Below are 23,414 nucleotides of genomic sequence, written 5' to 3'. Positions count from 1 at the left end.
GCCCAAGATGAGTGATGCAGAAAACACCGGGCCAGCGGTCTCACCGCTTGCCCCGAAGGCCGGATTTCCGAAGATGCCGGAGATCGGCGGCGTCCGCTTTGCCGCGACCTCTGCTGGGGTCAAATATCGCAACCGCGATGATGTGATGCTGGCAGAGATCGCGCCGGGCGCGTCTGTGGTCGGTGTTTTCACGCGCTCGGCAACCCGCGCGGCACCGGTTCTCGATTGCGAGGCGAAGCTGGCGGGTTTGGCCCCAAGCGGTGCGGGTTTTGCGATTTTGGTCAATTCCGGCAATGCCAATGCCTTCACGGGCGGCGCAGGCGAGAGCACGGTTCAAGCCGTTTGCGCCGAGGTGGCGCAGGTCATGGGCGTGCCCGAGGGGCATGTGTTCACGGCCTCCACCGGGGTGATTGGCGAACCCTTGCCGCCGGAAAAGATTACGGGCGTTGTCGCGGGGTTGAAAGAAGCGCTTGCGCCCGGCGGTGCTGAAGCTGCCGCGCGGGCGATCATGACGACTGACACTTTCGCCAAAGGCGCGGCAGCAACGGTCGAGATTGATGGCACGATGGTGAGCATTGCCGGTTTCGCCAAAGGCTCCGGCATGATTGCGCCGGATATGGCGACGATGTTGAGCTATGTCTTCACCGATGCGGCGATTGATCAGCCGGTGTTGCAGGCGATGCTGTCGGATCAAACGAAACGGACCTTCAACGCCATCACCGTCGATAGTGACACCTCGACCTCCGATACGGTGATGGTGGTGGCCACGGGGGCTGCGGACCATGCGCCCATCACGTCTTTGGAGACCCCCACGGCCCGCGCCTTCGGCGCGGCATTGGAAGCGGTGATGAAAGACCTCGCCTTGCAAATTGTCCGCGATGGTGAGGGTGCTACGAAACTGGTCGAGGTTCGGGCCACCGGCGCAGCCAACGCCGCCGATGCCGAGAAGGTCGCACGCGCCATTGCCAACTCGCCGCTCGTAAAGACTGCGATTGCCGGAGAGGACCCGAATTGGGGCCGTGTCGTGATGGCGGTTGGCAAATCCGGCGCGGTGGCGGATCGCGACCTGCTTAGCATCCGGTTCGGCGATATCCTGGTGGCGGAGCGGGGCTGGGTGGCGCCGAGTTATCGCGAAGAGGCTGGCGCCAGCTATATGAAAGGCAACGAGCTGTTGATTGCGGTTCATTTGGGCCTGGGCGATGGCGCCGCGACGGTTTGGACCTGTGACCTGACCCATGGCTATATCACCATCAACGCGGATTATCGGTCGTGAAGACGGTTTTGGTTTCCGCCGTGGCTCTGATCGACCCTGACGGTCGCGTGCTTTTGGCGCAGCGCCCCGAGGGCAAATCGATGGCGGGGCTTTGGGAGTTCCCGGGTGGCAAGGTGGAACCGGGCGAGACGCCTGAGGTTGCGCTCATTCGGGAGCTGCATGAGGAACTGGGGATCGACACATGGGCCTCGTGCCTCGCGCCGCTGACCTTCGCCAGCCACAGCTATGACAGTTTCCATTTATTGATGCCGCTTTTCGCCTGCCGGAAATGGGAGGGGATCCCGGCGGCGCGCGAAAACCAAGTGTTGAAATGGGTCCGGCCGAAGGACCTACGAGACTACCCGATGCCAGCGGCGGACATCCCCCTCATCCCGATTTTGCGGGATTGGTTGTAGGATTTTCGGCAGGGTCCCCAATGGGTTGACTGCATGTCATAAATTTTATGCGTTTTCGTGGCAATAAGCGTCTAACATGTGGCCAGCAACAGCCAATCGGGGGATAAGACTGTGCTGAAAACCATCACATTGGGCACCTGCGTATCTGTTCAAGGCGTGTTTGTTCGCGCGCTTCAGAACGGCAAAATCGTCGTCCGCGTGGGTGACCGGATCTTCACCGGGCACCCGGTCAGCGCCGAAGCGGCCTGATCCGCTCTAGTCGATCCAGCCTTTCAGATTGTCCTCGACCACGGCGGAAAGCGCTTTGATATGGGCGTCGTCATCGTTGAGGCAGGGGATATAGGTGAATTGCTCGCCACCGGCTTCCTCGAAACTCTCTTTGATCTCTTCGTTGATCTCTTCCAGCGTTTCGATGCAGTCGGCTGAGAAAGCCGGGGCGACCACGGCGATCTTCTTCTTGCCCTGCTCGGCGAGGCGCGCGACCTCTTCCACCGTGTAGGGTTGCAGCCATTCCTCGGGGCCGAATTGCGACTGGAAGGTGGTGGTGATCTCCGTATCGGCCCAGCCCAAACGCTCTTTCAAGAGCCGCGTCGTTTTCTGACATTGGCAGTGATAGGGGTCCCCCTCCATCAGATAGCGGATCGGCACGCCGTGATAGGAACAGACCAGAATATCGGGCCGGTCTTCCAGCGCGCCATAGGCTTTCTCCACCGATTGCGCTAAGGCTTCGATGTAAAGCGGATGTTCAAAGTAGGGCTCGACCGTGCGCGCGATAGGCTGCCATTTCACATCCATCAAGGACCGGAAGAATTGATCGCAGGCTGTGGCGGAAGTGGCCCCGGCATAATGTGGGTAGAGGGGGAAGAAGAGGATCTTCTGGCACCCCTGGGCGATCATGGCGTCGACCTTGGATTTGGTTGAGGGATTGCCGTAGCGCATGCAGAAATCGACCACGACCTGATCGCCATAACGCGCCTCAAGCGCGGCCTTCATCTTGGCCGTTTGGTCCTTGGTGATCGTCATCAGCGGGCTTTCGCCCTTGTCGTGATTCCAGATGGATTTATAGGCCGCGCCCGAGCTGAACGGGCGTTTGGTCAGGATGATGAGCTGCAAAAGCGGCTGCCATTTCCACCACGGATAGTCGATGACGCGTTTGTCGGAGAGGAACTCGTTCAGATAGCGCCGCATCGGCCAATAGCTGTAGTCATCCGGCGTTCCGAGATTGGCCAACAGCACGCCGGTTTTGCCGAAGGAGACCTTGGGGTGGTCGGCGGCGGCATGGGGGGGCACTTCGTTCATCATCATCTGGTGTTCGTCTTTCACTCTTGATCTCGGGTCTGAACCGGCATGGCCGTTTCGTCGAATTCGGTGGTTTTCAGGGCATCGGCCAGGCGGGATGTCGCACTGCCCGGGCGGAGCGGTTTTTGCTGGCTGTCATGCGGGGACCAGCCGGTCAGAAAGGCCAGTTCAAAGGTCGCGCGGATGCGCCCGTTTTCGGCGGGAAAGCTCTCGGCGTAAATCTCTGCCGCGCGGGTGAAGAGGCGGCGGGGCGTTGGGCGACGGTGCCGCGTCGCCAGAGCGTTGGTCTCCCCCATGACGCGGAGATCGGCCATCAGCGATGGCAGATCGGCATAACTGACATCGCGGCGCGTGCTGTCGGCCACGGGCAAGGCGAACCCGGCGCGCTGCAACAACCCGCCAAGGTCGCGTAGCTCCCCCATCGGCGCGATGCGGGGCGAGAGGCCGCCGAGTGTCTCGATCTCGGCCTGCCCAATGGCGGCGCGCAGTTCGGCCAATGTGTCCCCCGCAAAGAAGACGGCGAGGAACAATCCATCGGGCTTGAGCGCGCGGCGGCATTGGACGATCTGGCCCACCGGATCATTGGCCCAATGCAGGCCCATGGCGTGGATCACCAGATCATGAGCGCCCGGCGCAATATCGAGCGTCTCTTTATCCGCGACCAGTGTCGCGCCTGGCAGGAAATCGGCCCAGATTTCTCGGAACGGCGTCACGATCGCGGGTGTCGTAAACGATCTGTTAACGTCGATGAGTCTTTCCTGAAGCTCGAACTTGGCCTCGTCATGCAGGAAGCCCGCTTGATCCAGCCGGGCGCGGGCGCGGCGGCGGGCAAGGGTGGCTCTGTCCACCAAGGCGGCTGGCGTAGGGTGTGACACGTGAGGTTCCGTTCGCTGACCCGCTGCAACTTAGGGGCGTGATATGAGATTGCAAACCGCGATACATGCGGTGTTTCCGCCCGAATGCCTCTGCTGTGGCGCGCGGGTCGAAAGCGATTATGCAATTTGCGGGGCGTGCTGGGGCGATACGCCGTTTATCCACGGCACGGCTTGCGATCAATGCGGTGTGCCGCTGCCCGGGGCCGAGGAGGAGACGGTGCTGCGCTGCGACGAATGTTTGCAGGTGGCGCGGCCCTGGTCGCGGGGACGGGCGGTGTTCGTCTATGGCGGAAATGCGCGGCGGCTGGTTCTGGGCCTGAAACATGGTGATCGGGCCGACGTGGCGAAAGCGGCGGGGCCGTGGATGGCGGCACGCGCCGCACCGCTTCTGACAGAGCAGAGCCTCATCGTGCCGATCCCGTTGCACCGCTGGCGGCTCTTGAAGCGGCGCTACAACCAATCAGCGCTCTTGGCTCATGCGTTGGGACGGGCCGCGAACGTGGAGGTTCTACCTGACGCTTTGATCCGGCCCTCCGCGACGCAGAGCCAAGACGGGCTCGGCTATGAGAAGCGGTTTGAAAACCTTGAGAGCGCGATCCGACCGCACCCGAAACATGGCGCGGTTTTGGCGGGACGCGATGTGCTGTTGATCGACGATGTGATGACCTCGGGCGCGACATTTTCCGCGGCGACCGATGCAGCTTTTGTTGCGGGCGCAAAAAACGTCTGCGTGATAGCCCTAGCGCGCGCCGCCAAGGACGCCTAAATCACCCTGATTGCGGGATTGATTGGACAGAAGATCATGCCAACTGTTGAAATTTATACGTCGCCGCTTTGCGGCTATTGCCACGCCGCCAAGCGGATGTTGACTGACAAGGGTGTCAGCTTTGCCGAGTACAACGTGTCGGGTGATGCGGCAAAGCGCCAAGAGATGCTGAGCCGCGCCAATGGCCGCCACACGGTGCCGCAGATCTTCATCGGGGAGACCCATGTCGGCGGCTATGATGAGATGGCCGCCCTTGAACGGGACGGCAAGCTCGACCCCCTGCTCGCCGCGTGACGCGACGCTGAGACCCCTTGCCGAGCGGCAGGGGTTTATGTGTTATGCGCGCTATGAGTTCGACCGAAGACCCCCTTGCCATTGCGCTTTTTAGTGAAATGTTCATGGCCGATCAGCTGGCGCGCAACCGGCTGTCGAAGGCGTTGCCGAAAGGCATGGAGCTGAGTCATTTCTCGGTGTTGAACCATTTGGCGCGGAGCGGTGAGGAAAAGACACCGGCGCAATTGGCCCGCGTGTTCCACGTCACTCGCGGCGCGATGACCAACACATTGGGCAAGCTGGAATGGGCCGGCCATGTGCATATTCGCCCCGATTGGGATGATGCGCGGCGGAAATTCGTCTCGATTAGCCCCTCCGGCAAACGAGCGAGAGACGCGGCGCTTGAGGTGATTGCGCCGATCTTATCGGAAACGGTGACAGAGATTGGCGCCGACCGAGTGCGGTCGGCCCTCCCGGTGATCCGCGAGATGCGGCTGCGTCTGGAAGACGAGGGCTGATGGAACGGCTTTGGCTCTAGAGGCTTGCTTCGAGGAATGGCGATCTTAACCCATCGAGTACCGACTTGATGACGGCTTTGTTTTGTGGGCCTAGGATTGGTATCTCCCAGTGATGGCGAGATGTCTCCGCTGCACAAAGCTTGCGACGCAGCGGCGCGCGTCGCAACGTCAGCTAAACTCTTCTGCGATACCATCCTTCGAGATTCGGATGGCTAGTTCGCCTGAGAAGATGGATAGGGTTATACAACAACGATCACACCAGAGCCGTCTTCAATCTCTCCAACGGACTCGTGCTGAACGGTATGTCATTCCATCATTTCGTCGTGCAGGTTTTCCCGGTGATAAGCCGGTTGGCCAGATCCCAGAACGCTGGCGGCACCTGTGCATTTTTGATCGCAGTGACGTTGCTTTTCAACCGGCTCGGGTGACCGTTGCCAAGAAGAAGGCTGGCAACCTGTTTACGTCGGATCGGGAAGGTGAGTGCTGCCTCGGGCAATGTTATGTCGAAAGCCTTACAAAGTACCTCAAGTGCACTGACCTTGACCAATACTTCTTCCGGTGCTGGCCCGTAGTCCCAGTGGGCCCCCTCCACCGCACCGGTGGCGAGAATGCCGGAGTTGAAGACACCACCGATCACCAAACGCGTGCCTGAACGGTCGCACATCTCTAAGAGGTGCGCTTCAGCGGAACGATCCAACAATGTATAGCGGCCAGCAAGCAGGATTAGATCTATCTCGACCTGCGCAAGAATTGTCTCGCAGATCTCGACTTCGTTCACACCGATTCCAATGGCTTGTACGGTACCTGAGGCTTTCAACTCCGCTAGCGCGCGAAATCCGCCATTGACGAGTTGCGCCATGTAGATGTCATTGCGTCTACCATGGGTCCGTTCCCCAATGTCATGGACGTAGAGGATATCGATCCGGTTCAATCCAAGCCGCTGCAGACTGTCTTCATAGGACCGCATGATCCCGTCATAGGAGTAATCGTAGTTCTGATCGAAGGGCAGCGGGTTCACGAAGCCGTTCAGCGCCGCGTGCCTTACTGCGGACGGCGATAACAATCGCCCGACTTTGGTGGACGTGATGATTTCCTCATCCGGTTTGTCTCGTAAGAAATCGCCGAGGAGTCTTTCGGCCTTGCCTTGCCCGTAATGCGGGGCGGTGTCGAAATACCGGATGCCAAGGTCCCATGCGGTCTCAAGCGTTTGAAGCGCTGTGTCGCGCGCCACCTCTTTGTAGAGCCCCGCGACCGCCGCCGTGCCGAGGCCGATTTGCGGCAACTCCAATGCCATCTTGGTCACCCGATCCGTAAGCCACTTTCGGCATCAAAAAGATGCACATGGGCGTCATCGAAGGACAGACCAAGCTGGTCACCTGACGAAAGGTTCGCGTGACCACGCAGGGCGGCTAGCGCGTCGGTCTCGCCCAGATGCGCCGATATCAACGTTTCCGCCCCGGTGGGCTCAACCACCGCCACGCGGATGTGGATGCGGGGGGCTGAGACGTCTTGCAAAAGATGCTCGGGACGGATGCCAAACAGGATGTCCCGACCCGGTGCCACGGCTTGGGGCAAAGAGACGGCCTGACCATCTTCCAACCGCGCCGTGCCGCCAGCCTCTGTCTTTGCCGGAAACAGGTTCATCGAAGGGGAACCGATGAAAGATGCCACGAAACTGTTCTGCGGCTGGTTATACAGCTCGAGCGGGGAGCCGATCTGCGAGACATGGCCGCCATCAAGCACAATGATCTTGTCGGCCATGGTCATGGCTTCGATCTGATCGTGGGTCACATAGACAACTGTTGTTTTCAGCTTCTGATGTAGCTCTTTGATCTCGGTTCGCATCTTAACGCGCAGCTTTGCGTCGAGATTGGAAAGCGGCTCGTCAAAAAGGAACACCGATGGGGCCCGTACAATCGCACGCCCCATCGCTACACGCTGTCGCTGACCACCGGACAGGTGGCGCGGATAACGGTCGAGAAGGTGAGCAAGTCCTAGAATTTCAGCCGCCGCTTCGACCTTCGCCCGGGACTCGGCCTTGTCGGCCCGTGCCAAGCGCAGCGAAAACCCCATGTTTTCGGCGACGGTCATATGCGGATAAAGGGCGTAATTCTGGAACACCATGGCGATATCGCGCTCTTTCGGAAGCGCGTTGTTTACCACACTGTCGCCGATCACGATCTCGCCGCCGGTTACCGATTCCAACCCGGCCAGCATGCGCAGCAGGGTTGATTTTCCGCACCCTGACGGGCCGACCAGAACCGCGAACTCTCCCGGTTCAATGTCGATATCGACCCCGTGGATAACAGGCATGGCGCCGTAGGATTTGCGGACGTCGTGCAGCGCAATTGGTTTCATCTCAAATGCCTTCCATGGCCCGTTGCATCGCCACGCTTAGGTGGTCGGACAGTTTCGATTGCGCGGCCTCGGCATCGCCCCGGGCGCAGGCTTCCAAAATCGCGATATGTTCTTCGAGCGCGCCAAAGACCCGTTTCGCGCTCAGTCGAATATTAGTGCGGATCAGGCGTAGGCGGACGGCATTGATCTGATAGGTTTCTTCCACCAATTCGTTGTTGATCGCGCCGACAAGCTCATCGTGGAAGCGCCAATCCACATCCACCGCCTGACTCAAAACCTCGGCGGAGGCTTCCTTCTGTGCGCGCTGTAACACGTCATTGGTATCCCTCAGGGTCGCCTCGGCCTTATCCTGATGGAACTCGCAGTAATCTGGGATAGCCGCGAGTTCGAGGATAGACCGGAGCTGAAACGCCTCGCGGATGAAGCGCAGGGTTACATCGGCCACCTGAATGCCGCGCTGAGGGTGCACTTTCAGAAGCGAGTCGTGCTCCAGCCTTTGGATCGCTTCTCGCGCGCTGCCAAGCGAGACACCGGCCAGCTCTGCAAGCTCGCGTTGGGTCACAAACTGACCAGGTTTCAAATCCCCGGCAAAGAGCCGGTCGCGGAAACTTTCATAGGCTGAGATGCGAGACATGATTTTGCGGTCCGGTCACTTCTGTCTTGGGTTAGGTGCGACGAGTTTATTCATTTCTCATAGATCTACTAGTTCGCAGTCAGTGATAACGGGTAAATGAATCACTTGTCAATTACTGATTAATCAATTATCCAGTCAGTGATCGACATCAAGGCTGACTGTGAATGCAACCGATTATCATTGATAGAATCCAAGTGTTTGCAGTGTCTGTGACACCCCCTCGCGGACCTGAATCGTCACTGGGCTCCATGCCGGTGCGCAATGGGTTGCTGGTGAAGCTGACGACGCTTGATGGCGTCGAGGGGTGGGGTGAGGCGTGGTGCAACTTTCCGCCCCGGGGCAATCTTTCCCGGTTGTTCCTGATCGAAGATGTCATCGCGCCGATGTTGTTGGGTCGGAAGATCGACCGTTTCGATCAATGTCGACCGGTTTTGGAGCGCGATCTTGGTCGAATGGCCCGCCATACTGGCGAGCCTGGCCCGTTTGCCCATTGCTTTGCCGCCATCGACACGGCCCTGGCCGACATCGCGGCGCGAGCCCAGAGTCGGCCTTTGGCCTCTTTTCTCGCCGACGCTCCTAAGGCCGAAATTTCCGTTTATGCCAGCACCCCGGATGTGTCGCGACTTGAAGCCTCGATTGGAGAGGTGTTGGCCGATGGGCATGTCGCGACCAAGCTGAAGATCGGCTTTGACCGTGCAACCGATATGAGCCTGCTGCGGCGCTTTCGCGACCTTGCGGGAGGGCAGTTGGCGGTGATGGCGGATGCGAACCAGAACTGGTGTCTGAGTGAGGCAAAGGAAGCGGTGGCAGCGCTGGCCGAGTTTGACCTTGGCTTCATCGAAGAGCCGATCGCCGCAGATGCGCCGCAGGATCACTGGGCTGAACTGACCGCCGTCAGCCCGATCCCGATCGCGGCCGGCGAGAACATTACATCGGCGCTGGCCTTTCGAGACTACACCCATTTGGGCGGGTTGACGGTGCTACAGCCCGATGTTGCGAAATGGGGCGGCGTCAGTGGCACCTATGCGGTGGGGAGTGAGATTCATGCCGCAGGGCGCACCTGTGCCATGCACTACATGGGCACCGCCATTGGTCTTGCGGCCAGTGCCCATGTCTTGGCGGCGGTCGGCGGTACGGGACCGCTCGAACTAGATGCCAACCCCAACCCGCTTCGCACCGAGCTCGGGGAGATCGACCTGGGCGTCACCAATGGAAAAATGCAGCTGCCCGGAGGCGAGGGGATTGGCTTTGTGCCCGACCCCGAGGCCCTGAAGAGGTTCAAAGTTGCTCAGGCAGATGTGCACTGACGATAGCGCTGTTCATCAAAGGGAGGATATCATGCGCAAGTTTCTAACTCTTACATCCGCGGCTGGGGCCTTACTGGCCGCAAGCGCGGCCTTTGCGGATGTCGAGCTGACATTCCGGTTTAACGATGGTGAGCGCGAGGAAATGCGCGCCGCCTTGGACGCGTTCGAGGCCGACAACCCGGGGATCACAGTCGAGCTTCAAACCATTGCCTGGGGCGATTCTCGCGAACAGTTCCTGCGCGAGGGTGCGGTGGGGCAGGGCCCCGATGTGGTTCATATCGCTTTTGTTTGGACCCAGGAAATGGCCGAGGCGGGCATCGTGATGCCTATCGACGAGTTGACCCAGTATGGCGAGTTCGCCAATGGGTTCGACGATTTCATCGCCACCGACCTGACGATGTATGACGGTCGCGCCTGGGGCGTGCCCTGGTCTGCCGATACATGGGCCATGGTGTACCGCACCGACGTCCTGGCCGAGGCTGGGATCGAGGCGATGCCTGAAACCTGGGATGAGCTTCTGGCCGCCAGCCGGACCGTCGCGGCAGAGACTGGCAAGACTGGCTTTGCCTTCCCGGCTGCCGATCAGGTCTGGTTCCCGTTCAACTATTATCTGTGGTCCAACGGCCTGACACTTGTCGAAGAGGATGGCGCGGGTGGATATCAGCCCGGCGTCAGCGTCGAGGAACTCGCTGCTGCGCTCGACTATTTCGGCACCTATATCAACGAAGAGCTTGTGCCGCGTTCGGTTCTGGCCATTGAGGTGCCACATGACCCGGCGCTCTTACAAGCGCTCTTGGATGGCTCGCAGGCAATGGCGGTGATGCCGACAAACACCTATCGTCAGCTTCTTTCGGCCTTTGAGGAGGCCAATCCGGGCGCTGAGGTGCCTTTTGCCTCCGGTACGATGATGGGTGGCAGCGAAGGGCCGCAGACTCATCTGGGTGGGCGCACTTTGGTGGTGAACTCCAACACCGATCACCCGGCCGAGGCGTGGCAATTGCTGCAGTATCTGACCGAGGCGGGCCTGTTCGAGACCTATTACACCAACCAGTTCCCGGCGCAGCGCACGTTGCTGTCGCAGATCGAGTATCGCAGCGAAGAGCTGGGCTTTGCCGATCAGCTCGCCAACCATACCCGCACTTGGGGTGCCTATGCCGAAAGCGGCGCGGGCGTCGGGCAGCTTTGGAACCTGACCGCGCGGTCTGTTGGCTCGGCCTTGTCGGGTCAGGTCACCTCGACCGAAGCGGCGGAGCAGTTGCTGGTAGAGATCGAGCGTGTGCTCGATAATTGACCCATGATAGAGGGCCGGTCCGTGCTGATCGGCCCTCATTCATCGCAGACAGGAGCCCTCGATGGCACTCTCCCCAACCGCCCGTGACCGGATCAATGCCTTCTGGATGCTGTTTCCAACCTTCCTGATCCTCGTCGGGTTCTACCTCTATCCCACGCTGTATAATCTGGAGTTGAGCTTCACCGACATCACGCTGCTGCAGTTGCGGCAGGGGGGCGAAAATGTCGGGCTTGCGAACTATACCGAGTTTTTGACCAGCCCGAGCTTCTTTGACATCGCCTTCAACACGGTGGTCTGGCTGACCGCAATCAGCGTGTCGCTGAAGCTGCTTCTGGGGCTGTTGTTTGCGTTGCTGCTGAACTCGCGTTTTGTAGCGGGGCTGAAACTGACCACGGTCACCCGGCTGATGCTGCTGGTGCCATGGGCGACGCCGCCGGTGGTCGCTGTGATCGCCTGGCGCTGGCTGTTTGATCCGACCCATGGCGCGATCAATCAAGCGCTGCTCTGGACCGGTCTGATCGACGATCCGGTGGCGTTTCTCGCCGAGCTGACAACCGTTTGGCCTTCCATCGTGACAATCATTGTCTGGAACACCACGCCCTTGATCGCTGTCTCTCTGTTGGCTGCTCTGCAAACGATCCCAGAAGAATTGGACGAGGCCGCGGCGATTGACGGTGCCACAACGTGGCAGCAATTCCGCTTTGTCACGCTGCCTTACCTGATGCCGACGATCTCCGTCTTAGGGCTGATGTCGGTGATCTGGACGTTCAATAATTTTGTCTATGTCTGGCTCGCCACGGGCGCGGGACCCGGTACCTATACCAATGTGCTCGCGACCGAGATTTACCTGCGTGCCTTTGTAGATCTCAGGATCGGGTACAGCTCCGCCATCGGGATTGTCATGGCGGTGGTCATGGCTCTGTTCGGCGCGCTCTATTTCCGCTTCTTCGGGTTGAGCGACATGCAGGACAAGGTGGGTTGAGGAAATGGCAATGCGCGAACGTCTGGCAAGAACCATTGAAAATGGTGGCATGTTTCTGGCCGTCACCCTCTTCATGGTGTTTCTCCTGGCCCCCGCAGCCTTCGTCTTCCGGGGCTCGATCCAGAATATCTCGGTGTCACTGGTCTCAAGCGACGGGGGCTTCACTCTCGATAACTACCTGTCGATCCTGTCGGATGGGTATTTCGTCTATGTCTTCAATTCGCTCTATATCTGCGCGGCGGCGACAGTGCTCGCCTGCACGATCTCGCTGTTTGCCGCATACGGGCTGTCGCGGTTCCGCTTCCCGGGGCGGGGCTTCGTCTTTGGCGCGATTATGGGGGGGCAGTTCTTTCCCTGGATCATCCTGGTTAATCCGATCTTTATCTTTTTCGCCCGCAGCGGCCTGATCAACAGCCATATCGGCTTGATCCTATGTTACGCGGCCTTTGTCACGCCGTTCACCATCTACCTGCTGGTGGGTTATCTAACGACGATCCCCAAGGCGCTCGATGAAGCGGCGATTGTCGATGGGGCGAACCGGTTTCAGGTGATCCGCCTGGTGATCTTGCCGATCATGTGGCCCGGTCTGGTTGCGGCGGCCACCTTCGGCTTCCTGCAAAGCTGGTCGGAATACCTGTTGGCGCTGGCTCTGATCACCGAGGATGGGCTGAAAACCATTCCTCTGGGCCTTTACCAGTATTTCGGCGATGTGCAGGTCGATTGGGGGGCAGTTATGGCGGGCTCCGTGGTCGCGACAGTGCCAACGCTGCTCTTGTTCCTGCCTTTGCAGAAGAAGCTGGTCTCGGGCCTAACGCAGGGGGCAACCAAATGACCCGACATCTGATGGCCACGCGAATCCTGCCGAGTCATGTGCAGGAGTATCTGGCGATGCACCGCGCCCCTGATCCTGCGGTCGGGCCTGCGCTTCTGGCCCATGGGCATGCGGACTATCGGCTGCACTTGCTTGGGGGTTATGCAATCGCCAGCTTCGACTATCTGGGCAGTGATCTGGATGCCGACCGCGCACGGTTGCGGGCCTTGCCGGAGCTTGCCGACTGGATGGCCTGCACCAAAGCCTGTCAGGCACCACTGTCAGAAGCGCCAAACGCGCCGGTCTGGTCTCCATTGCAGCAGATCTATCCCCTTCAAGGGGAGCGCTGATGGTGATCGACACTCATGTCCATCTCTGGAGGCTCGATCGCGGGGATTATGACTGGCTGACGCCTGCGCGACCGCGCATCCACCGCGACTTCCTCCCTGGTGATATATGGGCGGCGCAAGAGGATCTGCCAATTTCTGGCATCATAGCGGTTCAGGCGGCGCCGACATGGGCCGAGACGGACTGGCTTTTAGAGCAGGCGGCGGCGCATCCCTGGATCGTTGGCGTGACCGGATGGGCCGACCTGACGGCACCGGATGCGCGCGATGTGATCACAGAGATGGCGCGCAATCCCCGGCTCAAGGGCCTACGCCCGATGGAAGCGGTCGCAGCAGGATCAGAATGGCTGAGCACCGAGGCTTACGCTGACGGGTTGGCCGCGCTGGCCAAAACCGATCTAGTGTTGGAAGCGTTGGCCTTGCCGCATCATCTTCGCGGCCTCGCCACTGTCGCCGAATGCCAAATTGATCTGCCGATCATCATAAACCACGCAGCGAAACCGACGCCAGCGACGGTTGAGGCGTGGCGCCAAGACTTGGCCGCATTCGCCGATCTGCCCAATGTCATATGCAAAATGTCGGGTTTCACAGCGCAGAGCCGGGACGACGCGTTTCATCAACATGTCTGGGATATGGTTTATGGCGTCTTCGGCTCGAACCGCATGATGTGGGGCAGCGACTTTCCGGTCTTGCAGGAAACCTCGACCTATCAGGCATGGTTTGATCTGTCTGAGAGGCTGGCAATCGGGATGTCACAGGACGAGCGGGACCAGGTCTTCCGAGGCACCGCCGCGCGTTGTTACGGTTTGAACGAGGAACAGACAACATGAAACGATTAGATGGCAAGACCTGCCTGGTGACGGCAGCGGGGCAGGGCATTGGGCGGGCCAGCGCCCTGGCAATGGCAGCGGAGGGGGCGCAGGTACTGGCCACCGATATCAATGCCGGGGCGTTGGAGAGTTTGGCCGCAGATGGGATCGAGACCGCGGTTTTCGATGTCTGCGACCCCGACGCCATTGCGGGGTTCCGCGATCTAATCGCCGCGCCCTCGGTTCTTTTCAACTGTGCCGGCTTCGTTGACAACGGCACGATCCTGGATTGTGATGAGGCTGCCTGGGCACGCTCGGTCGAACTCAATGTGACGGCGATGTACCGGATGATCCGCGCCTTCCTGCCCGGCATGATCGCGGCGGGCGGCGGATCGATCATCAACATGTCTTCGGTCGCCTCTTCGGTCATCGCGGCGCCAAACCGCTTTGTCTATGGCACCACTAAAGCCGCCGTGATCGGTATGACCAAAGCCGTGGCGGCGGACCATATCGGGCAAGGCATCCGCTGCAATGCGATCTGCCCAGGCACGGTGGACAGTCCGTCATTGCATGACCGGTTGCGCGCTACCGGCAATTACGAAGCTGCCCATGCCGATTTTGTTGCCCGGCAGCCCATTGGCCGGATCGGCACGCCCGAAGAAATTGCGGCGCTCACAGTCTATCTGGCCTCCGACGAGAGCGCATATACGACCGGAGTTGCCCATGTCATCGATGGTGGCTGGTCCAACGTTTAAGGAGATACCATGAAACTGCTACGTGTTGGCCCAGCGGGCCAAGAAAAACCGGCCTTGCTGGATGCGTCGGGCATGCCGCGAGATCTTTCGGCCCATATCGACGATGTGTCGGGGGATGCGCTGAGCGACGAGAGCCTTGCCCGGCTGCGTCAGCTTGACCCCGAAAGTCTGCCCGCCCTGCCGAGCGATGCCCGTATCGGGCCCTGCGTGGGGCACGTGGGCAAGTTCATTTGCATCGGCCTGAACTACGCCGATCATGCGGCGGAGGCAGGTATGGCATTGCCTGAAGAGCCGGTGATCTTCTTCAAAGCGACGTCGGCCATTGTCGGCCCAAACGATGATGTCGAAATCCCCCGCGGGTCGGTCAAAACCGATTGGGAGGTCGAACTGGGCGTTGTGATAGGCAAGCCCGCCAAATACATCTCCGAAGCCGAGGCGCTGGATCATGTCGCGGGCTATTGTGTGGTTAATGACCTGAGCGAGCGGGATTTTCAGCTGCATCGCTCCGGCCAATGGGTAAAGGGAAAATCCGCCGACACGTTCGGCCCGATCGGCCCCTGGTTGGTGACCCGCGATGAGGTGACCGATCCGCAGGACCTGCCGATGTATCTCGAGGTGAATGGTACGCGCTTTCAGGATGGGTCGACCCGCACCATGCACTTCGGCGTGGCGACCGTTGTGTCTCACCTGTCGCAGTTCATGAGCCTGCAGCCAGGCGATGTGATCTCGACCGGCACGCCACCGGGTGTGGGCATGGGGCAAAAGCCTGAGCAATACCTCCAGACCGGCGACAGCATGGTGTTGGGCATCAGAGGCCTGGGCGTACAGCGTCAAAGGGTTGTTGCGGGCTGATCATCCCCACCCTAGTGGTTCAATTTGATTGTTAGAGCATGGCCAGCCCTTGATCCATCGAGATGATGGTTTCCAGGGCTGGCGGACACTATCCTCGAGTGCGGTTTAGCCTGACGGCATTGTAGTGTTTCCTTTGTCCATAGATCAGGATTTACGACTCGTGCAGGCTGTAAAAGGTTCCACCGTTGAGAAACTCTTCTGGGAGCCGGACATTGAAGCTCTGGCAATGCTCATTCTCCGAGGGGCTACCGGCGCGATGACGCCTAGGTTTTGATCCATGCTTAGTCAGGCAACGAACTTAGACCCTCTGTCAGACCGAAGGAATGAAGGCCGGCTCGCAAGATGAACAAGTCTTTCAAGGTATCGATCACACTGCCTGACGTCAGCTTGCGATTCACCGGGACAGCCAGGCAACCCATGCTATATGCATCTATGACGTTGAGCATACGGAGCACCTTACCATCGTCGGTTCCGCAATCTAGGAAGCCATAGCACCAGACGCGGTCGCGATATTCTGGGCGTGGCCGGTCACATGATCTGTTATGTGGCCAAAGCCGCCCTTTCTTAGTCGTTTCATTGGCAGTTTGACCACGTCTCTCTGCCATGGGCGTGCGATGCTTGTCATTTGCTTACCATCCGGCATTTCTTAACAAGGCTGCAAACCGACGATAACCGTAGCGTCGGTATGCCGAGCCAGTTCGATCATGTCGGCAACCAATTGCTCTTCGTCGTGACATCCAATGGGTACCGGCAGTTCACAGATGTCGGCACGATAACCGGCCGAACAGAGGTCCTAAGAGACGTTCCGACCTTCGAATGGTATTCTGGGATTTCCGTCCGAGATTGTCGAACCGCCTATCAAGATGGTCCTTTTGGGTTCATCCTTGCGACGGCCTCGCCCAGTAAATCGGCTCTCAAGCCGGCTTCGTGCTGGCCGTCACATAGTTCACGCTCAGATCGCGGTCGGAGAGGCTCCAGGTCCAGGCGATTGGGTTGAAGACGAAGCCTTTGCGGTCCACGGGCGTGAGGCCTGCGTTCGCGATGAGACCAAAAAGCTCATCGGGCGTGATGAATTTCTGCCACTCATGGGTGCCTTTCGGCAGCCAGCGCATCACATATTCCGCGCCGACAATCGCCATCGCGAAACTTTTGGGGTTTCGGTTGATGGTGGAGCAGATCATCAGCCCGCCGGGTTTCAGGAGCTGCTGGCAGGCGGTCAGATAACCCTGCGGGTCGGCGACATGTTCGACCACTTCCATGTTGAGAACCACGTGGAACTGCTCTCCAGCTTCGGCCAGGGCCTCTGCAGTCGTATGGCGGTAGTCGATGTCGAGGCCGGATTGTTCTGCGTGGACCTGCGCGACGGGAATGTTGCGCTCGGCGGCATCGGCGCCGACCACCTCGGCGCCGAGTCGCGCCATGGGTTCCGACAACAGCCCGCCGCCGCAGCCGATATCGAGAATCCGCAAACCGGCGAAGGGCATGTCGGTCTTTAGGTCACGCCCAAATTCGGCGGCGATCTGCGTCGTGATATAGTCCAGCCGCGTCGGGTTCAGCATATGCAGCGGTTTGAACTTGCCATGGGGGTCCCACCACTCCGCCGCCATTGCCTCAAATTTAGCAATCTCGCCAGCATCGACAGTTTGCGTCGCGGTGCTCATGGACTTCCCTTTCCGATCTTGGCACTGTGTCGGCCATGTCAGACCTTTTACAGAGGTCTATATAGGACGGCGATGGACAAATTCTCTGGCCAAAAGCGCGCAGCCGCGCATCTGTTTCCGCCGATCGACCCTTATGATCAGCGGATGCTCGACGTGGGCGACGGGCATCAGATCTATGTCGAACAATGCGGCAACCCTAAAGGGGCGCCGGTTGTGGTGCTGCATGGCGGGCCGGGTGGCGGATGTAGCCCGGCGATGCGGCGTTATTTTGACCCTGAGGATTGGCGCATCATCCTGTTTGATCAACGGGGCTGTGGCCGGTCGCGGCCCCATGCGGCGATCAATGCCAACACGACCTGGGATCTCGTCGACGATATCGAGCGCATTCAAGAAACCCTTGGGATCGACCGTTGGGCGGTGTTTGGTGGGTCTTGGGGGGCGACACTCGCGTTGATTTACGCCGAAACCCATCCGCAATCAGTGGCCTATTTGGCGCTGCGTGGGGTGTTTCTGTCCACCGAGCGGGAGCTAAAATGGTTCTATGGTGGCGGTGCCGGGCAGTTTTGGCCCGAGCAGTGGGCGAAGTTTCGGAACATGATCCCGGAGGAAGAGCGCGGCGACCTGATCGCGGCCTATAACCGGCGGCTCTTTTCCGGCGATTTGATGGTCGAGACACGGTTTGCCCGGGCCTGGGCCAGTTGGGAAAACGCGCTGGCCTCGATGGATAGCGATGGCGGCGGTGGCGAAAGCCCGGCGGATTATGCGCGGGCCTTTGCGCGGCTGGAGAATCACTACTTCATAAACCGGTGTTTCTTGCAGGAAGACGGGCAGATTCTCCGTGATCTCTACCGCATCGCCCATATCCCCGGCACTATTGTGCAGGGGCGCTATGACATGATCTGCCCGCCACTCTCGGCGCAGATGCTGGCCAATGGGTGGCACAATGGCCGGTTGCAGATGATCAAAGCCGCCGGTCATGCCCTGTCAGAACCGGGGATCAGCCATGAGTTGGTCCGGGTGATGAAAGCCGTCGGACAGCGGCGTCGGAAATTCGGGCTTTAGCCGTGTTTCTGCGCCGATCTGCGGGTCTCGCCGTCTAGGCCGCAAATCACTTTCATCAGTTTATGTTCCTGCGGTTGGCGTCACGATCTTGTGCACAGTGGTGCGCTTAGCGGGGGTGGACCGGCCAAAGATCACCGAAGCTCAAACCAGCCCGAACTCCGTCAAAACCGCCTCATAGATCGGCTGTTTGAACGGGACGATCACATTGAGCAAATCCTGGCCGGTCATCCAGCGCCACTGCGAGAATTCGACATCTTTATAGGTGAGGTTGATCACCTCGTCGCCTGCGTCGAGCCGCATCAGATACCACATCTGTTTCTGGCCGCGGTATTTGCCGCCCCATCGTTTGGGGACAACCTCAGGCGGCAGATCATAAGGCAGCCAATCGGCGGTCTGTCCCAGAAGTGTCACATGATTGGCTGCCACGCCGGTTTCCTCAAGAAGCTCGCGAAACGCGGCCGCTTTTGGCGTTTCGCCTTTATCGACCCCGCCTTGCGGCATCTGCCAGGCGGGCGTCTCCATATCGGCGCGTTGACCGGCAAAAACCAATCCGTCGGCGTTGATCAACACAACGCCGACGCAAGGCCGGTAGGGCAGCGCCGCGATCTCGCCCGGCGTCATCGGCGGCTTACTGGCTGCCAGGGGCGAGCGCGTTCAGGCCGGTCAGGATGTCGATGGCATAGGCCAGTTGATAATCCTGATTTCGCAACTCGGCGGTGGCTTCGGCCACGGCCTGCTCCTCTTCCAACTGACGAATCTCATCCTCGGTCAGGGTCGAGTTTTGTAGCGAGCCGCGCAGGCTGGCTTCTGTCCGCAGCGGTTGATCTTCGTCGGACACCTCCACCGGCTCCCGCTGCTCAACCAAGATGTCGGGGGCGACGCCAAGTGCTTGGATCGAGCGACCGGACGGCGTGTAGTAGAGCGACGTCGTCAAACGCATCGCGCCCTCGCCCTGGAGCGGCATGACGGTCTGAACCGAGCCCTTGCCGAAGCTGTTGGTGCCGACGACGACCGCACGGCGGTGATCTTGCAGGGCACCCGCGACGATCTCAGAGGCTGAGGCCGAGCCACCATTGATCAGAACGACAACGGGACGGCCTTCGATCAGATCGCCAGGTGTGGCGTTGAAGCGCTCGCCATCGCCCGGCTCCCGCCCGCGAGTCGAGACGATTTCGCCCTGCTCCAAGAAGGCGTCAGAGACGCGGATCGCCTGGGTCAGGAGGCCACCAGGATTGTTGCGCAGGTCCAGCACGACACCGTCGAGATTTTCCAAGCCCCCCACTTCGGTCACCAGTTCTTCTAGCCCTTCTTGCAGATTTGGATAGGTCTGATCGTTGAACGTTGAGACGCGTAGGATCGCCGTGTTGCCTTCAAGCCTTGTGCGCACGGCGGTCAGGCGGATGCGGTCGCGGACAATCGTGATGTCAAAAGGCTCGTCAACCTCTTCGCGCACGACCGTAATCACGATCTCCGAGCCAACTGGCCCGCGCATCAGATCCACGGATTGTTCCAGGGTCAGGCCCAGAAGCGCCTCACCATCCACATGGGTGATGAAATCACCGGCCTCGACGCCAGCCTCCATCGCGGGTGTGTCATCCATCGGTGTGATGACGCGGACGAAACCCTCTTCCTGGGTCACTTCGATACCCAAGCCGCCAAATTCGCCTCGGGTCTGCACCTGCATCGTGTCGTAGTCGCGGGGGGGGAGATAGCTGGAATGCGGATCGAGCGAGGTCAGCATACCGTTGATCGCCGCTTCGATCAGCGCGGCCTCATCTACCTCTTCCACGTAGTTGCCGCGGATCCGCTCGAAGATATCGCCGAACAGGTCAAGCTGCTCATAGACCGACGCGTTATTGGCGTTTTCCTGGGCAATCAGCGGGCCGGCGATTTGCGTTGTCAGCAGGATACCCGCTGCCGTTCCACCAAGGGCCGCCATGACAAATCTTTTCATAGAAACCTATTCCTCATCTCTTATTCAGTGATGAACCACTCGGTCGGGTCCACGGGCACGTTTGCTTCTCTTAGCTCTATATAAAGCGTTTCTGATAGGTCTCCGCCACCACCTTGCGCATTTGTGACAATCACGTTGTCGCTGGTTTCGGGCGCGCCACCCATCAAGCCGATCGGGGCTGTGGGCGACAAGACTTCACCGGCACGGACAAAAACATCGGCCAAACCCGCTAAAACCAACAAATAATCGCCATCGGGTTCAAGAATCACGACCGTGCCGTAGTCGAGCAGCGGCCCGGCATAGCGCACGGTTGCGGGCCAAGGCGTGGTGACCATCGCTTGGGCTTGAGTCGCCAAAACCAGGCCGGGGCGGGTGATTCCGGCGGCATCTTCGTCGTTGAAGCCTCGCAAGACCCGGCCCAGAACCGGCAGCGGAAGTGTCCCTCGGGCATCGGTGAAGTCGGGGAGATCAAAGCCGCTGAGGTCGGTCTCAGCAGGCTGAGCGCGCAGGCTTTCGGCAAAACTGTCGAGCGAATCGACGCTTTCCATCAATTGCAGCATGGCGTCGGTGTTCAGCTCGAACCGATCAGGCAGAACACGACGGTCGGCAATGGCTTGCGACAGCTGCGACCGGGCGTCTTGTGCGCCGATCAACCCGCCGCTCAACTGCTCAAGCGCGCTGTCTTGCAGCGCCCGCAGGAGCGCGATTTCCTCAAGCTGCGCTTGTAGCCGGGCGGCTTCTCTGGCGATGGCGGGGCTGACATCAGACAAGATCATGCCAGACCGGGCGGTGCCGACCGGGCCGGAAGGGTGCAGCATCAACAGCGGCGCAGGCGCACGTTCCATGGTTTGCAGCACCCCCAAGAGTCGGGCCAGACGGTCCCGTTCCGCCTCGAACACCACGAGAATGGTTTGCTCTCGTTGCGCGGCGCGGCGGATGCCTTCGCGGAGCGCCAGGAGTCCCTCTTCATAGGCCCGCACGGTTTCGGTGAGCGCTTCTACCCGGTCGCGGGCGCCATCGGCCTCCACAAGCGAGGTGGCGGCGGCATCCAGCATCTGCGCGGCGCGTTGCGCGGTCAGCGCCGGGTCGGATTGCGATAGGGTCAGGCTCGGCCAAGCGAGGCCGAGGATCAGGGCAAACCGGGCGGCCCAGGCACTCATGCGATCAGGCTTTTCCCGGTCATCTCGGACGGCTGCTCCAGCCCCATCAGCTCCAGAAGGGTCGGCGCGAGATCGGCCAAACGCCCCTGGCGCAGTGTGGCGCCCTCCGGCCCGCCGACGAGAATCACTAGCACCGGGCTCAAGGTGTGTGCGGTGTGCGGCCCACCCGTTTGCGGGTCGATCATCACTTCGCAATTGCCGTGATCGGCGGTGACGATCATCGCGCCGCCGGCCTTTTCCAACGCCACCAAGGCACGACCAAGCCCTGTATCAACAGCCTCGCAAGCTTTCATCGCGGCCTGCAAATCGCCGGTATGGCCCACCATATCGGGGTTGGCATAGTTGACGACGATCAGGTCATATCCCGCCTCAATCGCCTCGACGAATTTGTCGCTAACCTCAGGTGCAGACATTTCGGGCTGCAAGTCATAGGTCGCGACTTTGGGCGATTTCGGCATGTAACGATCTTCCCCCTCTTCCGGGGCTTCTTTGCCGCCGTTCAGGAAGAAAGTCACATGCGGGTATTTCTCGGTTTCTGCCAGGCGGAACTGCCGCAGCCCGTGTTTTGCGACCCATTCGCCGAGCGTGTTGGTCAGCTTCTGTTTCGGATAGGCGGTGGTCATATAAGCGGTGTGCTCGGTCGAATAATCGACCATGCCAAGGAACGCCGCGAGCTTGGGTCGAGGGCCGGTCGTAAACTCCGCGAACCCCGGTTCGCCGATCGCGCGGAGAATCTCCCGCGCCCGGTCGGCACGGAAATTGAGACAGAAGACGCCATCGCCGTCTTTGACGCCCTGATAGCCGCCCAGGACGGTGGGCAGAATGAACTCATCGGTTTCGCCCCGGGCATAGGCGTCTGCAATCGCATCGACCGGGGTGTCCGCCGTCATCGCGCCTTGGCCTTTGATTATGGCGTCATAGGCCTGCTCGACCCGATCCCACCGATTATCACGGTCCATCGCGTAATAGCGCCCGATGATCGTGCCAATGGGCGCCGTCACGGGAAGCATGTTGACCAGGGTTTCGATGAATGTGTCAGCGGAACTTGGCGGCACGTCGCGCCCATCGGTAATCGCATGGATCATCAGCGGGACACCCGCCTCGGTCACGGCCTTGGCCGCCGCGAGGATATGGGTCAGATGCCCGTGCACCCCACCATCGGAGACCACGCCCATCAAATGCGCGGTGCCGCCGGAGGTCTTCAGATCGTTGATGAAGGCCAGAAGCGCGGCGTTCTCAAAGAAACTGCCGTCTTCGATGGCCAGATCGATCATGCCGAGATCCATCGCCACAATCCGACCCGCGCCGATATTCGTATGCCCAACCTCGGAATTGCCCATCTGCCCGGTGGGCAGGCCGACATCGGGACCATGAGTGACCAAGGTCGCGTTCGGGCAGGTCGCCATCAGCCGGTCGAAATGCGGCGTTGCGGCCAGATGCGGGGCATTGGCCTCTGGTGAGGGGTTCAGGCCCCAGCCATCGAGAATACAAAGGACAACGGGTTTTGGACTGCTCATATCCGTGGTTCTACGCAAGGCCCCAGGCCGGGGCAAGGATCAGACCCGATGATATGGGCTTCCGGCGAGAATTGAGGCGGCGCGGTAGAGTTGTTCGGCGAGCATGACGCGGGCGAGCATATGCGGCCAGACCATCGGGCCGAAGGAGATGGCCTTGTCGGCTTGGTCGCGGAAGCTCGGCGTGAGGCCATCCGCGCCGCCGATTACAAAGGCCAAATCGCCGCGGCCCTGATCTCGCAGCCCAGACAATTGTGTGGCAAGATCGGGGGAGCTGAGCATGCGTCCGCGTTCATCAAGCGCCCATATCGCGGCGCCCTCTGGGATGGCTTTCTGCAGCAACGCAGCCTCGGCAACTTGGCCACCGCCCTTCTTGTCCTCCACTTCAACGACGCGTGCGGGGCCAAGGCCGAGCGCCCGCCCGGTCCGATCAAACCGTGTCAGATAATCGTCAATCAAATCGCGTTCCGGACCGGCCCGAAGCCGGCCCACGACGCAAAGATGTACCCGCATGTGCC

At 60.1% G+C, this 23,414-nt stretch carries 26 protein-coding genes; 15 read left to right on the top strand and 11 right to left on the bottom strand.

Annotated features, from left to right (window positions below; genetic code table 11):
• The first annotated feature begins 7 nt into the window (after positions 1-7).
• The 3 genes from argJ (at position 8) to GTF44_RS16325 (ending at position 1,917) form a co-directional block, all read left to right on the top strand.
• Positions 8-1,273, top strand: a complete 1,266-nt coding sequence (gene argJ / locus GTF44_RS16335) for a bifunctional glutamate N-acetyltransferase/amino-acid acetyltransferase ArgJ (protein WP_171559945.1) — start codon at positions 8-10, stop codon at positions 1,271-1,273.
• Positions 1,270-1,668, top strand: a complete 399-nt coding sequence (locus GTF44_RS16330) for a (deoxy)nucleoside triphosphate pyrophosphohydrolase (protein ID WP_171559947.1) — start codon at positions 1,270-1,272, stop codon at positions 1,666-1,668. The genes argJ and GTF44_RS16330 overlap by 4 nt, the downstream gene beginning before the upstream one ends.
• 111 nt (positions 1,669-1,779) lie before the next feature.
• Positions 1,780-1,917 (top strand): hypothetical protein, encoded by a 138-nt coding sequence (locus tag GTF44_RS16325; protein ID WP_171559949.1) that lies wholly within the window; start codon positions 1,780-1,782, stop codon positions 1,915-1,917.
• Between the two features lie 6 nt (positions 1,918-1,923).
• Here GTF44_RS16325 and hemH read toward each other — a convergent pair whose 3' ends face one another.
• Both hemH and GTF44_RS16315 read right to left on the bottom strand, forming a co-directional pair.
• Entirely contained in the window at positions 1,924-2,970 is a 1,047-nt protein-coding gene (gene hemH, locus GTF44_RS16320) for a ferrochelatase (protein WP_171560524.1), read from the bottom strand.
• A gap of 17 nt (positions 2,971-2,987) precedes the next feature.
• On the bottom strand, positions 2,988-3,842 hold the full coding sequence (locus GTF44_RS16315) for a methyltransferase domain-containing protein (protein ID WP_171559951.1): 855 nt from the start codon (positions 3,840-3,842) through the stop codon (positions 2,988-2,990).
• 43 nt (positions 3,843-3,885) lie between these two features.
• Between GTF44_RS16315 and GTF44_RS16310 the strand changes: the two genes are divergently transcribed.
• From GTF44_RS16310 to GTF44_RS16300, 3 genes are read left to right on the top strand one after another with little or no spacing between them, the layout of a single operon-like run.
• A complete protein-coding gene (locus GTF44_RS16310; protein WP_171559952.1) occupies positions 3,886-4,608 on the top strand; it encodes a ComF family protein in 723 nt (240 codons plus the stop codon).
• Positions 4,609-4,644: 36 nt separating this feature from the next.
• Complete coding sequence (grxC, locus tag GTF44_RS16305) at positions 4,645-4,902, top strand: glutaredoxin 3 (RefSeq protein ID WP_145213989.1); 258 nt, start codon at positions 4,645-4,647, stop codon at positions 4,900-4,902.
• Positions 4,903-4,955: 53 nt separating this feature from the next.
• Complete coding sequence (locus GTF44_RS16300) at positions 4,956-5,399, top strand: MarR family winged helix-turn-helix transcriptional regulator (RefSeq protein ID WP_145213994.1); 444 nt, start codon at positions 4,956-4,958, stop codon at positions 5,397-5,399.
• A 313-nt stretch (positions 5,400-5,712) separates the two neighbouring features.
• Here GTF44_RS16300 and GTF44_RS16295 read toward each other — a convergent pair whose 3' ends face one another.
• From GTF44_RS16295 to GTF44_RS16285, 3 genes are read right to left on the bottom strand one after another with little or no spacing between them, the layout of a single operon-like run.
• Entirely contained in the window at positions 5,713-6,693 is a 981-nt protein-coding gene (locus GTF44_RS16295) for an aldo/keto reductase (protein WP_171559954.1), read from the bottom strand.
• 5 nt (positions 6,694-6,698) lie between these two features.
• Positions 6,699-7,757, bottom strand: coding sequence for an ABC transporter ATP-binding protein (locus GTF44_RS16290; RefSeq protein WP_171559956.1), 1,059 nt, complete (start codon positions 7,755-7,757; stop codon positions 6,699-6,701).
• Position 7,758: 1 nt separating this feature from the next.
• Entirely contained in the window at positions 7,759-8,391 is a 633-nt protein-coding gene (locus GTF44_RS16285) for a GntR family transcriptional regulator (RefSeq protein WP_171559957.1), read from the bottom strand.
• 164 nt (positions 8,392-8,555) lie between these two features.
• On the opposite strand from GTF44_RS16285, the gene GTF44_RS16280 reads away from it, so the two are divergent.
• From GTF44_RS16280 to GTF44_RS16245, 8 genes are all read left to right on the top strand, one after another.
• Positions 8,556-9,698 carry a mandelate racemase/muconate lactonizing enzyme family protein gene (locus GTF44_RS16280; RefSeq protein ID WP_171561168.1) on the top strand — a complete coding sequence of 381 codons (1,143 nt, stop codon included), beginning with the start codon at positions 8,556-8,558 and terminating at the stop codon, positions 9,696-9,698.
• A gap of 31 nt (positions 9,699-9,729) precedes the next feature.
• Complete coding sequence (locus GTF44_RS16275; protein ID WP_171559961.1) at positions 9,730-10,989, top strand: ABC transporter substrate-binding protein; 1,260 nt, start codon at positions 9,730-9,732, stop codon at positions 10,987-10,989.
• Between the two features lie 61 nt (positions 10,990-11,050).
• Positions 11,051-11,971: a carbohydrate ABC transporter permease gene (locus GTF44_RS16270; RefSeq protein WP_171559962.1), complete on the top strand. Its 921-nt coding sequence runs from the start codon at positions 11,051-11,053 to the stop codon at positions 11,969-11,971.
• 10 nt (positions 11,972-11,981) lie between these two features.
• Complete coding sequence (locus tag GTF44_RS16265; RefSeq protein ID WP_171559964.1) at positions 11,982-12,803, top strand: carbohydrate ABC transporter permease; 822 nt, start codon at positions 11,982-11,984, stop codon at positions 12,801-12,803.
• Positions 12,800-13,132: an L-rhamnose mutarotase gene (locus tag GTF44_RS16260; RefSeq protein WP_171559966.1), complete on the top strand. Its 333-nt coding sequence runs from the start codon at positions 12,800-12,802 to the stop codon at positions 13,130-13,132. Before GTF44_RS16265 ends, GTF44_RS16260 begins: the two co-directional genes overlap by 4 nt.
• Positions 13,132-13,959, top strand: coding sequence for an amidohydrolase (locus tag GTF44_RS16255; RefSeq protein ID WP_171559967.1), 828 nt, complete (start codon positions 13,132-13,134; stop codon positions 13,957-13,959). Before GTF44_RS16260 ends, GTF44_RS16255 begins: the two co-directional genes overlap by 1 nt.
• Entirely contained in the window at positions 13,956-14,693 is a 738-nt protein-coding gene (locus GTF44_RS16250) for an SDR family oxidoreductase (protein WP_171559969.1), read from the top strand. The genes GTF44_RS16255 and GTF44_RS16250 overlap by 4 nt, the downstream gene beginning before the upstream one ends.
• A 9-nt stretch (positions 14,694-14,702) precedes the next feature.
• Positions 14,703-15,545, top strand: a complete 843-nt coding sequence (locus GTF44_RS16245; RefSeq protein WP_171559970.1) for a fumarylacetoacetate hydrolase family protein — start codon at positions 14,703-14,705, stop codon at positions 15,543-15,545.
• A 914-nt stretch (positions 15,546-16,459) separates the two neighbouring features.
• Here the strand turns inward: GTF44_RS16245 and ubiG are convergent.
• Positions 16,460-17,206 (bottom strand): bifunctional 2-polyprenyl-6-hydroxyphenol methylase/3-demethylubiquinol 3-O-methyltransferase UbiG, encoded by a 747-nt coding sequence (gene ubiG / locus GTF44_RS16240; RefSeq protein WP_171559971.1) that lies wholly within the window; start codon positions 17,204-17,206, stop codon positions 16,460-16,462.
• A 72-nt stretch (positions 17,207-17,278) separates the two neighbouring features.
• On the opposite strand from ubiG, the gene pip reads away from it, so the two are divergent.
• On the top strand, positions 17,279-18,268 hold the full coding sequence (gene pip, locus GTF44_RS16235; RefSeq protein ID WP_171559972.1) for a prolyl aminopeptidase: 990 nt from the start codon (positions 17,279-17,281) through the stop codon (positions 18,266-18,268).
• Positions 18,269-18,409: 141 nt separating this feature from the next.
• Here the strand turns inward: pip and GTF44_RS16230 are convergent, their stop codons facing one another.
• From GTF44_RS16230 to rlmH, 5 genes are read right to left on the bottom strand one after another with little or no spacing between them, the layout of a single operon-like run.
• Positions 18,410-18,889, bottom strand: coding sequence for an RNA pyrophosphohydrolase (locus GTF44_RS16230; RefSeq protein ID WP_171559973.1), 480 nt, complete (start codon positions 18,887-18,889; stop codon positions 18,410-18,412).
• Between the two features lie 7 nt (positions 18,890-18,896).
• Positions 18,897-20,222 (bottom strand): S41 family peptidase, encoded by a 1,326-nt coding sequence (locus GTF44_RS16225; protein WP_145214044.1) that lies wholly within the window; start codon positions 20,220-20,222, stop codon positions 18,897-18,899.
• 20 nt (positions 20,223-20,242) lie between these two features.
• On the bottom strand, positions 20,243-21,382 hold the full coding sequence (locus GTF44_RS16220; RefSeq protein WP_171559974.1) for a murein hydrolase activator EnvC: 1,140 nt from the start codon (positions 21,380-21,382) through the stop codon (positions 20,243-20,245).
• A complete protein-coding gene (gene gpmI / locus GTF44_RS16215; protein ID WP_171559976.1) occupies positions 21,379-22,899 on the bottom strand; it encodes a 2,3-bisphosphoglycerate-independent phosphoglycerate mutase in 1,521 nt (506 codons plus the stop codon). The genes GTF44_RS16220 and gpmI overlap by 4 nt, the downstream gene beginning before the upstream one ends.
• Positions 22,900-22,938: 39 nt before the next feature.
• Complete coding sequence (gene rlmH / locus GTF44_RS16210) at positions 22,939-23,409, bottom strand: 23S rRNA (pseudouridine(1915)-N(3))-methyltransferase RlmH (RefSeq protein ID WP_171559977.1); 471 nt, start codon at positions 23,407-23,409, stop codon at positions 22,939-22,941.
• Between the last annotated feature and the right edge of the window lie 5 nt (positions 23,410-23,414).

It is taken from the genome of Roseobacter sp. HKCCD6576-2, assembly GCF_013179285.1.
GTDB classification, from domain to species: Bacteria; Pseudomonadota; Alphaproteobacteria; order Rhodobacterales; family Rhodobacteraceae; genus Rhodophyticola; species Rhodophyticola oceani.
Note: the sequence above shows the minus strand (reverse complement) of the source record. Positions and strands in the feature narration are given on the sequence as shown.

Bases quoted from the DNA above. Each gene is read 5' to 3' on its own strand.
- GTF44_RS16255 (WP_171559967.1), top strand. From the start codon at position 13,132: ATGGTGATCGACACTCATGTCCATCTCTGGAGGCTCGATCGCGGGGAT.
- GTF44_RS16260 (WP_171559966.1), top strand. From the start codon at position 12,800: ATGACCCGACATCTGATGGCCACGCGAATCCTGCCGAGTCATGTGCAG.
- gpmI (WP_171559976.1), bottom strand. From the start codon at position 22,899: ATGAGCAGTCCAAAACCCGTTGTCCTTTGTATTCTCGATGGCTGGGGC.
- grxC (WP_145213989.1), top strand. From the start codon at position 4,645: ATGCCAACTGTTGAAATTTATACGTCGCCGCTTTGCGGCTATTGCCAC.
- GTF44_RS16270 (WP_171559962.1), top strand. From the start codon at position 11,051: ATGGCACTCTCCCCAACCGCCCGTGACCGGATCAATGCCTTCTGGATG.
- GTF44_RS16265 (WP_171559964.1), top strand. From the start codon at position 11,982: ATGCGCGAACGTCTGGCAAGAACCATTGAAAATGGTGGCATGTTTCTG.
- GTF44_RS16280 (WP_171561168.1), top strand. From the start codon at position 8,556: ATGCAACCGATTATCATTGATAGAATCCAAGTGTTTGCAGTGTCTGTG.
- GTF44_RS16295 (WP_171559954.1), bottom strand. From the start codon at position 6,693: ATGGCATTGGAGTTGCCGCAAATCGGCCTCGGCACGGCGGCGGTCGCG.
- GTF44_RS16230 (WP_171559973.1), bottom strand. From the start codon at position 18,889: ATGACGCCGGGCGAGATCGCGGCGCTGCCCTACCGGCCTTGCGTCGGC.
- ubiG (WP_171559971.1), bottom strand. From the start codon at position 17,206: ATGAGCACCGCGACGCAAACTGTCGATGCTGGCGAGATTGCTAAATTT.
- hemH (WP_171560524.1), bottom strand. From the start codon at position 2,970: ATGATGAACGAAGTGCCCCCCCATGCCGCCGCCGACCACCCCAAGGTC.
- GTF44_RS16275 (WP_171559961.1), top strand. From the start codon at position 9,730: ATGCGCAAGTTTCTAACTCTTACATCCGCGGCTGGGGCCTTACTGGCC.
- GTF44_RS16225 (WP_145214044.1), bottom strand. From the start codon at position 20,222: ATGAAAAGATTTGTCATGGCGGCCCTTGGTGGAACGGCAGCGGGTATC.
- pip (WP_171559972.1), top strand. From the start codon at position 17,279: ATGGACAAATTCTCTGGCCAAAAGCGCGCAGCCGCGCATCTGTTTCCG.
- GTF44_RS16285 (WP_171559957.1), bottom strand. From the start codon at position 8,391: ATGTCTCGCATCTCAGCCTATGAAAGTTTCCGCGACCGGCTCTTTGCC.
- GTF44_RS16290 (WP_171559956.1), bottom strand. From the start codon at position 7,757: ATGAAACCAATTGCGCTGCACGACGTCCGCAAATCCTACGGCGCCATG.
- GTF44_RS16245 (WP_171559970.1), top strand. From the start codon at position 14,703: ATGAAACTGCTACGTGTTGGCCCAGCGGGCCAAGAAAAACCGGCCTTG.
- GTF44_RS16220 (WP_171559974.1), bottom strand. From the start codon at position 21,382: ATGAGTGCCTGGGCCGCCCGGTTTGCCCTGATCCTCGGCCTCGCTTGG.
- GTF44_RS16250 (WP_171559969.1), top strand. From the start codon at position 13,956: ATGAAACGATTAGATGGCAAGACCTGCCTGGTGACGGCAGCGGGGCAG.
- GTF44_RS16300 (WP_145213994.1), top strand. From the start codon at position 4,956: ATGAGTTCGACCGAAGACCCCCTTGCCATTGCGCTTTTTAGTGAAATG.
- rlmH (WP_171559977.1), bottom strand. From the start codon at position 23,409: ATGCGGGTACATCTTTGCGTCGTGGGCCGGCTTCGGGCCGGTCCGGAA.
- GTF44_RS16310 (WP_171559952.1), top strand. From the start codon at position 3,886: ATGAGATTGCAAACCGCGATACATGCGGTGTTTCCGCCCGAATGCCTC.
- argJ (WP_171559945.1), top strand. From the start codon at position 8: ATGAGTGATGCAGAAAACACCGGGCCAGCGGTCTCACCGCTTGCCCCG.